Origin of the sequence: Bacillus sp. FSL R5-0439, assembly GCF_038008805.1 — a bacterium.
GTDB classification, from domain to species: Bacteria; Bacillota; Bacilli; order Bacillales; family Bacillaceae; genus Bacillus; species Bacillus safensis.
On record NZ_JBBOZW010000001.1, the window covers coordinates 509,231 to 521,470 of the forward strand.

Genomic DNA, 12,240 nt, shown 5'->3' on the forward strand with positions numbered 1-12,240 from the left:
CCATATGAAAAGAAAAAGACAGCATCACGACTGTCTTTTACATAAACGTATCTACAATTAAAAAGAGATTGAGTGCGACAACAAGAGCTGCTATCACCCAAGATATTCCTGTCACCCAGCGGGCATTCGTCAATTCGCCCATAATTCGTTTTTTACTTGTAAATAAAATGAGCGGAATTAAAGCAAAGGCAATACCAAATGATAAGACCACCTGACTCATCACAAGTGCTGATGTCGGATTCACCCCAGATGCAATGATCACAATAGGGGGAATCATGGTAATCAGCCGGCGGACATACAGTGGAATGCGGTATTGAATAAAACCCTGCATAATGATATCGCCTGACAATGTACCGACAGAAGAGCTGGATAGTCCGGCTACAAGCAGGCCTACACCAAATAAGATAGCTGATACAGGACCTGCAAGTGTGTTAAAATGCTGGAACGCAACATCCAGATCTTCAACAAAGAGACCATTTTTATAAAATAGAGCGGCTGCCACAATCAACATACTGGCATTGATGGCTCCAGCAACTAACATCGCAATGAGGATATCGAAAAACTCAAAGCGAAAAATCTGTTTTTTCTCCTTTTCTGTTCTGCCGACGACTCTTCTTTGGGTTAATGCTGAATGTAAATAGATCGCGTGCGGCATCACAGTGGCACCTAAAATTCCAGCTGCAAGCAGTACACTATCTGTGCCATCAAATTTTGGAATGAAAAGCCCGCCAGCGACACTTGCCATATCAGGCTTGGCGACAAAGGTTTGCACAGCGAAAGCGATCACGACAACGAACAGCATGCCGGTAATGCCAGCTTCTAATGCGCGATATCCCCGTCTTTGCAATTCTAAAATCGCAAATGATCCAATGGCTGCAATAATAGATGCTTCAAGCAAAGGAATCCGAAAGAGCAAGTATAAACCAAGTGCCGCTCCAATAAACTCAGCTAAATCTGTGGCAATAATGACGAGTTCGCCCTGAATCCATAAACCGATGGATACAGGTTTTGGAAACTCTTCACGTGCGATTTCAGGTAAGTTTTTACCTGTCGCTATTCCAAGCTTTGCGGACAAGGATTGGATGAGCAAAGCCATGAGATTTGATATGAGAATGACCCATAAGAGGAGGTATCCATATTTGGAGCCAGCGGCAATGTTGGTGGCAAAATTCCCTGGATCAATATATGCAATGGCAGCGATAAAAGCAGGGCCTAGAAAAGGAAGAAGCCTTCTAAATCCTTTGACCTTTCCTTCAAGTGCACGCTCAGCTGCCGCTGACATGTGTGCTTGTGCCTCGATGTATTTGTTTGTCATATGTCATCACCTAAATTCTACAAAGTTTTGCTTGGGCACAAAAAGTTTCCTTCATGCAATTTTTAATCATCATATGCCCATCTTCATGAAAAGTCAACTATCTGAACTAATAGGTTTGTTTATCATATGTAAGTGAAAAAAATAGATACCTTGTCAACGCGCCAACATAAAAAACACCGCCCCTTAGACGGTGTCCCTACTGCTTCCTCTGCTATTCGTTTTTTTAAGATACCCTTGATCCAACGCTGCGGAAGATCAGGCTTAAAATAATGACAAAGATTGCTGCTCCTAAGATCGCTGGAATGATCGCAAAGCCTGCCAGACTAGGACCCCACGTTCCAAGTAATCCATGACCAATCCAAGCGCCTACAAGTCCGGCAATCATTGAACCGATCCATCCTCCCGGTACACTGCCTCCAGCGAGTGCACTCCCAATGAGCCCGATGACAATCGCCACAACCAATGAAATTAGAAATCCTAACATGTTGATCACTCCTCTTTTGTTTGTTTATTAAGCAATAACCGTTTTGAAAAAGATTAAAACCTTTCGGAACCGCTTCAATGTTCTATACGTATGATGGACAAGGATTGTGTATAATAACAGACAAATACTTCAGCGGCATCTAAGGAGGCATATGACATGGAGGAAAGAGAATGGCTAAAGGCACAATTAAAGGAGATTGAAAAGTGGGAGAAAGACCAGCAAAAGGTATGGTTTTGGGAGAAACTCAGCCGTCTTCCATTTCAAATGCTGGACAAGCTGACGCCTGCTTTTATTCAGAAAAAAATCGGTGTACTGCTAGACGAAATGGGCCATTACATTCAATCCGGCGGTGCCTATTTGACATCGGAAAAAGGCATCATTCATCAATTTCAAAAGAAGTGTGCCGATGAATCCATTCAGCGCATAGAAGATATTGGAAAGGCTCCGATCGAAATGATGGATGCCATTAGTGAGCATATGGGGAAAAACAGAACAAATCTCGCGACGGTACAAGGGGCGACAACTGGTGTTGGCGGAATGTTTACACTAGCCGCTGATATTCCTGCGGTACTCGGTCTCTCTCTGAAAACATTACAGGATATTGCCGTCACCTATGGCTATGATCCTAAAAACAAAGAGGAGCGGGTCTTCATCATTAAATGCTTGCAGTTGAACTCTGCGGATGTCGTTGGAAAGAAATCGATTCTAAAAGAGCTGAAAAGCTATCATGCATCTGAAGGGAAGCATGAGAACATGATTTCCCAAATCCAAGGGTGGCGTGAGGTTGTCTATAATTATCGAGATTCGTTTGGCTGGAAGAAACTGTTTCAGCTTGTGCCCATCGCTGGGATTTTGTTTGGTGCCGTTTCGAACCGCTCACAATTAAAAGGAATTGCCGAAACAGGCATGATGCAATACCGAAAGCGAAGAATTTTAACAAGATTAGAAGAGCTCACCGAGCAAGAACAGAGTGAGTCCGGCGCATAAAAAAATCCCTTATCAAAGGGATTTTTTTATTTGCTCTCATCCTCTTCCTGAAAAGCATGAATAGGTGAGTGTTCATAACGTGCACGAAGTTCGCGGATCTGTTTGATGAGGGTGGAGCCAATCGTTTTTTCGGCTTCGTCATACAAAGGATCAAGGGCTTTCATCCATTTTTGTCTTTCAGCTGGCGTCAATTCATGAATGGCAATCGGCGATTCGCGTTTAATGTCCTCCAACTGATCTTTGTTCATCTGTTCTGCATGCTTTTCATTCCAAGCTGTTGTTTCTTCCATGGCTTCAAGTAAAATTCGTTTCGTTTCGGGTGTCTGGCGGTCAAAGAAGGATTGATCTGTTAAGACCACATAGCCTAAATACCCGTGATTGCTGATCGTCATATAGTCTTGTATATGATAGAATTTTTTTGAATAAATATTTGAAATGGTATTTTCTTCACCGTCTACTTTTTTGGTTTCTAATAGCTGAAATGTTGAATTAAATGATTCCTGATAGGGCTTTGCACCAAGAAGTTTAAATTGTTTCTCAATCATGTCGCTTTGCATTATGCGGAGAGACTGGTTTTTTAAATCAGCCGGCTGTTTGATGGGTCCTTTATTTGAGGTAATTTGCTTAAAGCCATTTGTCCAATAAGCCATTCCCTTTAATCCATCTTTTTGCAGCGTGCCAAACAACCTTTGTCCAATTGCACCGTGCAGGCCTTCTTGAACCGCGCTGTAATTTGAAAAAGCAAAGGGAAGATCAAGTGCCAGCCACTCAGGGGACAGCATGCCGAGCTTCGAGGTAGACGGAGCGATAAATTGAACTTGATTCTCTTTGAGTGCATTAATTTCTTCAATATCAGAATAAAGGCTCCCGTTGGAGAAAATTTGAATGCTGATCTTTCCATCCGATTTTTCGTGCACAAGCTCAGCAAATTTCTTTGCAGCAAGTCCTTTAGGTGTATTGTCTGCCACGACATGACTGAATTTGAACACAAGCTGGTCCTTCAGTCCGGTTTGTTCATCATCAAAGGTTGTCGCTGATTTTGGCATCATATGATAAAAGCCAAAGTATAAAGCGGTTACAAAACCGATCATGAGTAATAGCGTATAAGCGAGTAAATTCTTCATGCGTCAGATCCCCCTTATGTCAAGCATACTTGACAGAGGAAGAATTCGTAAAGATACAGGTGAAAAAATGATGAGAAATCGATTGAAATTGCAACAATTATCTATTAGATGGAAGCTTACCATCCTCACATATTTCGTTGTCATTTTCGCCCTTTTAATCGGAGGCATTGTCCTTGTCGGGGGAATTCAGCAAACAGAGGAACGGGAGCTTCGAAAGAGACTCATGAACACGGCGAGAACTGTGGCTGAGATGAATGAGGTGAAGCAGGCGTTAGCTGATCAGACAAAGGAACGTGATCGATTACAGCATGCAATCGAAGAAATTCGGATTATTCAAGACGCTGACTACATTGTCGTGATGGATATGGATCATGTGAGATTAACGCATCCAGTAAAAACAAGGATTGGCCAGCGCTCAGAAGGAACAGATGAAGAGCCGGCTTTTGCAGAGCATATTTATTTCTCAGAAGCAGAGGGAGAGCTTGGAACAGCGATCAGAGCTTTTTATCCGGTGAAGGATGATCAATTTAATCAAACAGGGGTTGTGCTTGTAGGAAGAACCCTGCCAAGTATGGCAGATATATTAGGAGAAATGAAGCGGGATATCCTCATGATTCTCCTGCTGACGCTCAGCTTTGGGCTTGTAGGTTCATTTTTGCTCGCCCGCCATATTAAACAGCAAATGTTTAAGCTGGAGCCGCATGAGATTGTTAGAATGCTGGAGGAACGCACTGCAACCTTTCACTCTATTAATGAAGGGGTCATCGCCATTGATAATCAGCACATGATCACCATTTTTAATGAGAAGGCGAAGCAGATTTTTGGCGTGACAGGTGATGTCGTGGGCCAGAATATTTGGGGTGTGCTCTCTGATACACGACTTCCTGAGATCATCGATCGCGCAGAACCCGTCTACAATGAAGAAATTCATATGAGCGGAAAGCGGATCATGAGCAGCCGGATTCCGATTGTGATGAAAAAGAAGATCATCGGAGCGGTCGCCATTTTTCAGGACCGGACGGAAGCGGCAAAATTGGCAGAGGAGCTCACAGGGGTTAAAAACTTTGTGGACGGTTTGCGGGTGCAAAACCATGAGCATATGAATAAGCTTCATACGATTGCCGGGCTGATTCAGCTTGGTAAAGCCGATCAGGCGCTCGATCTAGCCTTTCAAACGACAGAAGAGCAGGAACATGTGACGGACTTTCTTCATCGCGTCATTCAGCATGATGCTGTCGCAGGATTATTGATGAGTAAAATCAGAAGGGGCAAGGAGCTTGGCATCAAGGTCGAAGTAGATGAACATAGCAGTCTCCGTCATTTCCCTGAGCGGCTTGATCAGCATGATATGACAAAGCTGCTCGGAAATCTCATTGAGAACGCCTTTGCTTCGTATGATACTGTAGAAAGAGACACAAAAGTCATTTCCATTAGCATCGATCAAACGGAGGATGTCCTCGTGATTTTAATTGAAGACAATGGCTCCGGAATCGAAGAGGAACTAATTCCTTATATTTTCGATAAAGGCTTCACACACGGCAAAGAGGGCGGAACAGGCTATGGCCTGTATATTGTAAAAACGATTATTGACAAAGGGATGGGAAATGTAGAAGTCACATCAAGCATCGGCAGTGGTACCACCTTCTCAATCGAATTCCCAATGACCATAGAGGAGAGAGACAGATGACTCAGATTAAGGTGCTGTTAATTGAAGATGACCCAATGGTGCAAGAAGTGAATAAAGAGTTCATTATGAGTGTTCCTGGCTTTCAAGTAGCAGCTGTCGCTGGAAATGGGGAGCAGGGCATCCAGCTGATTAAAGAGATTCGTCCAGATCTCGTGGTACTTGATGTGTATATGCCAAAAAAGGATGGCGTCAAAACGCTGCAAGACATCAGAAAACAGAAGATGCAGGTGGATGTGATTGTGATTTCAGCAGCGAAGGACAAAGAGACCATCGGCATCATGCTTCAAAATGGTGCGCGGGATTATATTATTAAACCATTCAAATTTGAACGAATGAAAGAATCACTTGAAAGCTATAAGGCGTTTAAATCGAAAATTCGAACCGCGGCAGAATTTTCTCAGGAGATGCTCGATGATATCATACGAAAGCCTGCCGTTAAGCAGGAAGATACTTGGCTCCCTAAAGGGCTGAATGTGCATACAATGAACGAAATTAAAGCGTATATGGGCTTACAGGAAGGCGCGCAATCTGCGGAGGAAGTTGCCAATGCACTTGGCATTGCCCGTGTCACGGCACGTCGGTATTTAGACTTCCTCGTAAAAGAAGGCGAGCTGAAATTAGATATGCAATATGGCGGGGTAGGACGGCCCGTGAATAAATATATCGTACATTCTGACTAAGAGACCAAAAAGACCAAAATGTACGATATGTCCATAAGCTTCACAGTCTTTGATGAAATCGCTATCATTTACCTACAGATAATAGTTAAGCGTTTACATCAAAGGGTGAGGGAGTTGATTTTTTATGAAAAGGCTTTTGAAGAACCTGACATTTCAGGTGATTGCAGCTGTCATCATCGGGATCATTGTCGGGATGGTGTGGCCAAACGTCGGAAAAGAAATGAAGCCGCTTGGTGATACCTTTATCAATGCCGTTAAAATGGTCATTGCACCAATTATTTTCTTAACCATTGTTCTTGGTATTGCCAAGATGGGGGATATGAAAAAGGTTGGAAAAGTTGGGGGAAAAGCATTTATTTATTTTGAAGTCGTCACGACACTTGCTCTGGTCATCGGTCTTTTTGTTGTGAATATCATGAAGCCAGGTGCAGGTCTTGACTATAGCAAGCTTGAAAAAGGGGATGTCTCACAATATACCCAAAATGGCGGACAGGGCATCGACTGGATGGAATTTGTCACACACATCGTTCCATCTAACATGGTAGATGCTTTCGCAAAGGGTGATATTTTACAGGTCTTATTCTTCTCTATTTTATTCGGTGTTGCGCTCGCTGCACTTGGCGAGAAGGGGAAAGGCATCATCGAATGGCTTGATAAGCTTTCACTCGTTTTCTTTAAAATCATTGGATATATCATGCGTGCAGCGCCGCTCGGTGCATTTGGGGCAATGGCCTATACGATCGGACACTTTGGGCTAGCATCGATTAAACCGCTCGCGAGTCTGATGCTCTCCGTTTATATGACGATGTTCATATTCATCTTTGTTGTGCTGAACATCATTTGTAGAATGTATGGTTTTAGTCTGTTCAGTTATCTGCGATTCATCAAGGATGAAATTTTGATTGTTCTTGGCACAAGCTCTTCAGAATCTGTGCTGCCAAGAATGATGGATAAAATGGAACGCTACGGTTGCTCTAAGTCTGTTGTTGGTCTTGTTATTCCAACAGGCTATTCCTTTAATCTAGACGGAACTTCAATCTATTTATCGATGGCCGTCGTCTTCTTGGCGCAAGTGTTTGGTGTAGACCTGTCCATCGGTCAGCAGATCACGATTATCCTTGTTCTGATGCTGACATCAAAGGGAGCTGCTGGGGTGACAGGAAGCGGATTTATCGTGCTTGCATCTACACTTGCAGCACTTCAGGTCATTCCGTTAGAGGGGCTTGCACTGCTACTTGGGGTTGACCGCTTCATGAGCGAAGGAAGAGCCATCACAAACCTCATTGGTAATGGAATCGCAACAATTGTTGTCGCGAAGAGTGAAGGTGAATTTGACGAATCGAAGAGCAAAACAGCACTTCAGGAAATGCGGAATATGAAGCAGGCTGTTTAGTATAAAAACAACCAAAAACCGAAACCTTATGTTCTACATAGGTTCGGTTTTTTCTTGTGTAAAAAATAAAATCAATAAAATGACTACGAATCGTAAGACCTCGTTGACCTTTTATTATATAATTTACAGAAAGATCCGATATAATGTATATCAGATACGATGAAAAATAGACTTTAGTCCTGGCAGGTGTGTAACGTAATGGCGGCATTTTTAAAATTGTTCGAAAAACCCGGTGTTAAGCGGTTTTTAGTATTTGTAGTATTAGCTACAGCATTATATCTATTAAGAGGAATGATGAATTTAATTCTTCTGACCTTCATTTTCACCTTTTTGATGAATCGGTTAGAAGAGGTCATTAGAGGCTTTTTAAATCGCTTCCTGAAAATAGGACAGAAATCGGTCATTACTATTTTGTATATTCTTCTGGCTGGTGGTTTGACATTTGGCGGTTTCGTTTTTGTACCAATCATCGCCAAACAGGTGGAGCAGCTATTCCATTTAGGAAAGAAAATCGCAGATCATCCACAAGATTTACCCTTCTTTGACGTCATCACGAACGTATTTGGTGATTTCAAAATATCAGCTTTCTTTGAGAAAGGGTTTAATTTCCTCTATACATACTTAACAGATTTCAGCACGTTCAGTATCCAGGTCATTATGTCCTTAATATTAAGCATGTTCTTCCTGTTCGAAAAGGAACGCCTCATTCAATTTATGAACAAGTTCAAAACGAGTAAAATCTCCGTGTTCTATCATGAAATTGCCTTCTTTGGACGTAAATTTTCCCGAACGTTTGGAAAAGTACTCGAAGCACAGTTTATTATTGCAACCGTTAATTGTGTGCTAACGACAATTGCGCTGGGCATTATGGGTTTCCCGCAGTTATTTGGCTTAGCGGTCATGGTCTTTTTGCTAGGCTTAATCCCAGTAGCGGGTGTGGTTATCTCTCTTATTCCACTCAGCATCATTGCGTATACACTTGGAGGCGGAATGTATGTCCTCTATATTGTGCTGGTGATCGTGATTATCCATGCCATTGAAGCTTATTTCTTAAATCCGAAGCTCATGTCAGCTAAAACAGAACTCCCTATTTTCTTCACGTTTATTGTGCTGATCTTCTCTGAACACTATATTGGCATTTGGGGACTTATTATCGGTATCCCAATCTTTGTGTTTATTTTAGATATTCTTGAGGTCACAAATAGGGAAGAAAGTAATTAAAAAGTTCATATGAACCTGTTTACAATTTTCTAAAAATAAGGTATAAATGGTATGAAAATATCATATTACCACACGCTTAATCCTTCTAAAGGAATGGGGGACCCATGTTTTTGGGGTGAATTTTTCTTATCTGAGAAAAAAGGACATCTCTTCGTCCTAACCCGTCAGCTAACCTCATCAGCGTGAAGAGAGTAGACAGTGGTACACGTATGGACACGCAGGCCCACGAGAAGACTCTCTCGTGGGCTTTTTGACGAGGAAGGGGAGATTTTATTGAAGCTAGCGACGAAAATTATTATTGCCTTGTTTGTAGGTGCCATCACAGGATTGCTGCTTAACCTTTTTGCTCCAAATGTATTCAAAGTGTTAGACCCTTATTTATTTACACCTCTAGGTCAAATCTTCTTAAACCTGATTAAAATGCTGGTTGTGCCCATTGTATTCTTTTCGATCACGCTTGGTGTAGCAGGCCTTGGTGATCCGAAAAAGCTAGGCAGAATCGGTGCAAAAACCATTACTTACTTCCTGCTCACTACGACTTTTGCCATCATCATTGGCATTTCATTAGCTGTACTAATCAAGCCGGGAGCCTTCGGCAATTTTGATACAAAAGCAGCAGATTATTCCGCAGAGGAAGCCCCGTCAATGGCAGAAACACTACTCAACATTATTCCAACCAATCCAGTCCAATCGTTAGTTGAAGGAGATATGCTTCAAATTATCGTCTTCTGTGTATTTTTAGGTCTTGGCATCGCCATGCTCGGTAAAAAAACGGAAGGCTTGCTAAAGCTGTTTGAACAAGGAAATGAATTAATGATGTATCTTGTCGGTGTTGTGATGAAATTTGCACCATACGGGACATTCGGTTTAATTGCAACCGCGATCGGCAGTCAGGGGCTGGATGCCATGAAAGCGATGGGACTTTACTTCTCGGTCGTGTTAATTGCGCTCATCCTGCATTTCTTCCTGACATATGGTTCAACCGTTGCGATCTTAGCAAAAAGAAATCCGATGGAATTCTTTAAAGGATTTTCCCCGGCGATGGTTGTTGCATTTAGTACATCAAGCAGTAACGCAGTGCTGCCGGTTTCAATGGAAACAGCGCAAAAGCGTTTAAAGGTACCAGAGTCGATTTCAAGCTTTGTGCAGCCGCTTGGTGCAACTATTAATATGGATGGAACGGCCATTATGCAAGGTGTTGCGACCATTTTTATCGCTCAAGTATATGGGGTTGAACTGACGCTTGTTCAAATGCTGACGGTTGTGTTAACGGCTGTATTAGCAAGTGTCGGTACAGCAGGCGTGCCAGGGGTAGGGCTCATCATGCTGGCCATGGTTTTAAATTCCGTGAATCTTCCTGTTGAGGGAATAGCGCTGATCCTTGGCATAGACCGCTTATTAGATATGGCAAGGACCGTAGTGAATATTACAGGTGACGCAGCATGTGCGGTGATTGTTTCTGAAACCGAAAAGAAACATGAAAAAGAAGCGCCGACACCTAACTTATCACTGTAATAAGCAAGAAGGGCTGAGTGGATCAGCCCTTTTTTTCATGGATTGATTTGTCTAGCGTGATATACTTTTTACAGGATGAGCGGTCGTAACTGCCGCCATAGGCTTTACATCAGAAGGAGGAACCACTTTGCAGTCTGCTGTTTTAAAAGTAGAGAAAGTCGACAAACAAATTGGCCGGAAAATGATCTTGCAGGATATATCTATGGAAATTGGGCGGGGAGAAATTGTCGGATTACTTGGCCCCAACGGGTCTGGAAAAACAACCTTGATTCGATTGATCGTTGGCTTGATGAAAAAAAACAATGGCCGCATCATGATCAATGGATATTCACAAGATGAGGACTTTCTCCAGGCGATGTCATCTGTTGGTGCAATCATAGAAAACCCAGAATTTTATTCGTATTTAACAGGCTTTGAAAACCTTGAAATGTATGCAGCGATGCACGACGGGGTGACGGAGGAACGCATTCAGGAAGTAGTGGAAAGAGTTCGTCTGGAGGATGCCATTCATCAGAAGGTCAAGACGTATTCGCTAGGGATGAAACAAAGGCTTGGGATTGCACAAGCTATTTTGCATCGGCCGAACCTGCTCATTTTAGACGAACCGACAAATGGGCTAGACCCTGCAGGCATGAAGGAATTCCGGGAGCACTTGCAAATGCTCGTAAAGGAAGAAGGAACCTCCGTATTATTTGCGACGCATTTATTGCATGAGGTAGAGGAGCTATGTGACCGCATGATCATCATTCAAAAGGGACAGATCAAAGCTAGCACTCATCTCCTTGATATGGAAGGGAAAGAGCAGGTGCTGATGAATATTCAGCCAGTAGAAAAGGCGGTTTCATGGCTTGACGCACAGGAGTATACATATGAACGAGACGGAGCGCGTGTACTGCTTCAACTGGACAAAGAACGTGTGCCAGAGCTAAACAAACAGCTTGTGCTGGCGGGGTTTGATGTACTTGAAATGACGCCTCAAAAGCAATCAATTGAAGAGGCGTTTATGAAATGGACGGAAGGCGGGAAGACAGATGCTGAACCTCATCAAAAATGAGCATAAGAAAATTATGAGGAAAAAAATCACATTCATTGCTCTTGGGTTGATCGTTGTATTTCAACTAGCAATGGCTCTCACCTTGAAACGAGTCATATCAAGCTTTGGTGGACAAGACACAGTCGCAAACTATTTTGCTTATTCCACGAATGTCGTGTTTATTTTACAGGTGCTTGCTGTCGTTATTGGGGCGACCTTGATCTCAACAGAGTTTCAGAAAAGGACGATCAAGTTTTTATTGATCAGGCCAAAAACAAGACTGCACATTTTTCTGTCAAAATACATCACACTTCTGCTGACAGTCATTTATTTATTTGTTTTTTATTATGTGTTAGCTTTTCTATTTGGTCTTATTTTCTTCGGTACTGATTTTGATGAAAGAACGGGGCAATTATTTCAGCATACGTTTGCCGTCATTGGATCTCAGTGGGTGGAAGTGGTCATGATGGCAAGCTTTGCTTTTATGTGTTCCAGTTTGTTTAGAAACAGTCTTGTTGCACTTGTGACCTCGTTTTTTGTTTTATATGCAGCGAAATCACTTGTACCGATCATGTCTCTCTTAGAAAATCAGTGGGGGAAAATCCTTCTTTTTGCGAATACGGACTTTACTCAGTACAGCTTTCAAGGACCGCCGCCTTTTCAAGGGATGAGCCTTTTGTTTTCTCTATTTATAGTAGGGGCACATTTTGTTTTCTTTGTTGGATCGGCTTGGATTCTTTTTTGGAAACGTGATGTAAATGTGTAAAAATTGTGTCAAATAACAAGAAAAATTCGTGACAT

At 42.4% G+C, this 12,240-nt stretch carries 11 protein-coding genes and 1 riboswitch; of the genes, 8 read left to right on the plus strand and 3 right to left on the minus strand.

Annotation, left to right across the window (positions count from 1 at the left end; all coding sequences use genetic code 11):
• Positions 1-37: 37 nt before the first annotated feature.
• Entirely contained in the window at positions 38-1,315 is a 1,278-nt protein-coding gene (locus NST59_RS02435) for an Nramp family divalent metal transporter (protein ID WP_144490932.1), read from the minus strand.
• A gap of 223 nt (positions 1,316-1,538) precedes the next feature.
• The gene (locus tag NST59_RS02440) at positions 1,539-1,799 is read right to left on the minus strand and encodes a GlsB/YeaQ/YmgE family stress response membrane protein (RefSeq protein WP_039176683.1); all 261 of its coding nucleotides are present in this window, start codon (positions 1,797-1,799) and stop codon (positions 1,539-1,541) included.
• A gap of 156 nt (positions 1,800-1,955) precedes the next feature.
• On the opposite strand from NST59_RS02440, the gene NST59_RS02445 reads away from it, so the two are divergent.
• Entirely contained in the window at positions 1,956-2,786 is an 831-nt protein-coding gene (locus NST59_RS02445; RefSeq protein ID WP_041089179.1) for an EcsC family protein, read from the plus strand.
• Between the two features lie 26 nt (positions 2,787-2,812).
• On the opposite strand, the gene NST59_RS02450 is transcribed toward NST59_RS02445, so the two are convergent.
• Positions 2,813-3,910 carry a DctP family TRAP transporter solute-binding subunit gene (locus NST59_RS02450; protein ID WP_041116739.1) on the minus strand — a complete coding sequence of 366 codons (1,098 nt, stop codon included), beginning with the start codon at positions 3,908-3,910 and terminating at the stop codon, positions 2,813-2,815.
• Positions 3,911-3,977: 67 nt separating this feature from the next.
• Here NST59_RS02450 and NST59_RS02455 point away from each other — a divergent pair, with 67 nt between their 5' ends.
• The 7 genes from NST59_RS02455 to NST59_RS02485 all read left to right on the plus strand — a co-directional run bounded on the left by NST59_RS02455 (position 3,978) and on the right by NST59_RS02485 (position 12,205).
• Positions 3,978-5,597 (plus strand): ATP-binding protein, encoded by a 1,620-nt coding sequence (locus NST59_RS02455; RefSeq protein ID WP_395942430.1) that lies wholly within the window; start codon positions 3,978-3,980, stop codon positions 5,595-5,597.
• The gene (locus NST59_RS02460; protein WP_008361849.1) at positions 5,594-6,277 is read left to right on the plus strand and encodes a response regulator; all 684 of its coding nucleotides are present in this window, start codon (positions 5,594-5,596) and stop codon (positions 6,275-6,277) included. The genes NST59_RS02455 and NST59_RS02460 overlap by 4 nt, the downstream gene beginning before the upstream one ends.
• Before the next feature lie 124 nt (positions 6,278-6,401).
• Positions 6,402-7,670 carry a C4-dicarboxylate transporter DctP gene (gene dctP, locus NST59_RS02465; protein WP_039176689.1) on the plus strand — a complete coding sequence of 423 codons (1,269 nt, stop codon included), beginning with the start codon at positions 6,402-6,404 and terminating at the stop codon, positions 7,668-7,670.
• Between the two features lie 198 nt (positions 7,671-7,868).
• Positions 7,869-8,891 carry an AI-2E family transporter gene (locus tag NST59_RS02470; protein WP_039176691.1) on the plus strand — a complete coding sequence of 341 codons (1,023 nt, stop codon included), beginning with the start codon at positions 7,869-7,871 and terminating at the stop codon, positions 8,889-8,891.
• Positions 8,892-8,954: 63 nt separating this feature from the next.
• Positions 8,955-9,088, plus strand: a riboswitch (cyclic di-AMP (ydaO/yuaA leader).
• A gap of 76 nt (positions 9,089-9,164) precedes the next feature.
• Entirely contained in the window at positions 9,165-10,406 is a 1,242-nt protein-coding gene (locus NST59_RS02475; RefSeq protein WP_058837370.1) for a dicarboxylate/amino acid:cation symporter, read from the plus strand.
• Positions 10,407-10,533: 127 nt separating this feature from the next.
• On the plus strand, positions 10,534-11,460 hold the full coding sequence (locus tag NST59_RS02480; RefSeq protein WP_058837371.1) for an ABC transporter ATP-binding protein: 927 nt from the start codon (positions 10,534-10,536) through the stop codon (positions 11,458-11,460).
• Positions 11,438-12,205, plus strand: coding sequence for an ABC transporter permease (locus tag NST59_RS02485; RefSeq protein WP_107164167.1), 768 nt, complete (start codon positions 11,438-11,440; stop codon positions 12,203-12,205). Before NST59_RS02480 ends, NST59_RS02485 begins: the two co-directional genes overlap by 23 nt.
• The last annotated feature ends 35 nt before the right edge of the window (positions 12,206-12,240 follow it).

Coding starts and splice junctions, on each gene's coding strand:
- NST59_RS02435 (WP_144490932.1), bottom strand. CDS start 1,315: ATGACAAACAAATACATCGAGGCACAAGCACACATGTCAGCGGCAGCT.
- NST59_RS02440 (WP_039176683.1), bottom strand. CDS start 1,799: ATGTTAGGATTTCTAATTTCATTGGTTGTGGCGATTGTCATCGGGCTC.
- NST59_RS02445 (WP_041089179.1), top strand. CDS start 1,956: ATGGAGGAAAGAGAATGGCTAAAGGCACAATTAAAGGAGATTGAAAAG.
- NST59_RS02450 (WP_041116739.1), bottom strand. CDS start 3,910: ATGAAGAATTTACTCGCTTATACGCTATTACTCATGATCGGTTTTGTA.
- NST59_RS02455 (WP_395942430.1), top strand. CDS start 3,978: ATGATGAGAAATCGATTGAAATTGCAACAATTATCTATTAGATGGAAG.
- NST59_RS02460 (WP_008361849.1), top strand. CDS start 5,594: ATGACTCAGATTAAGGTGCTGTTAATTGAAGATGACCCAATGGTGCAA.
- dctP (WP_039176689.1), top strand. CDS start 6,402: ATGAAAAGGCTTTTGAAGAACCTGACATTTCAGGTGATTGCAGCTGTC.
- NST59_RS02470 (WP_039176691.1), top strand. CDS start 7,869: ATGGCGGCATTTTTAAAATTGTTCGAAAAACCCGGTGTTAAGCGGTTT.
- NST59_RS02485 (WP_107164167.1), top strand. CDS start 11,438: ATGCTGAACCTCATCAAAAATGAGCATAAGAAAATTATGAGGAAAAAA.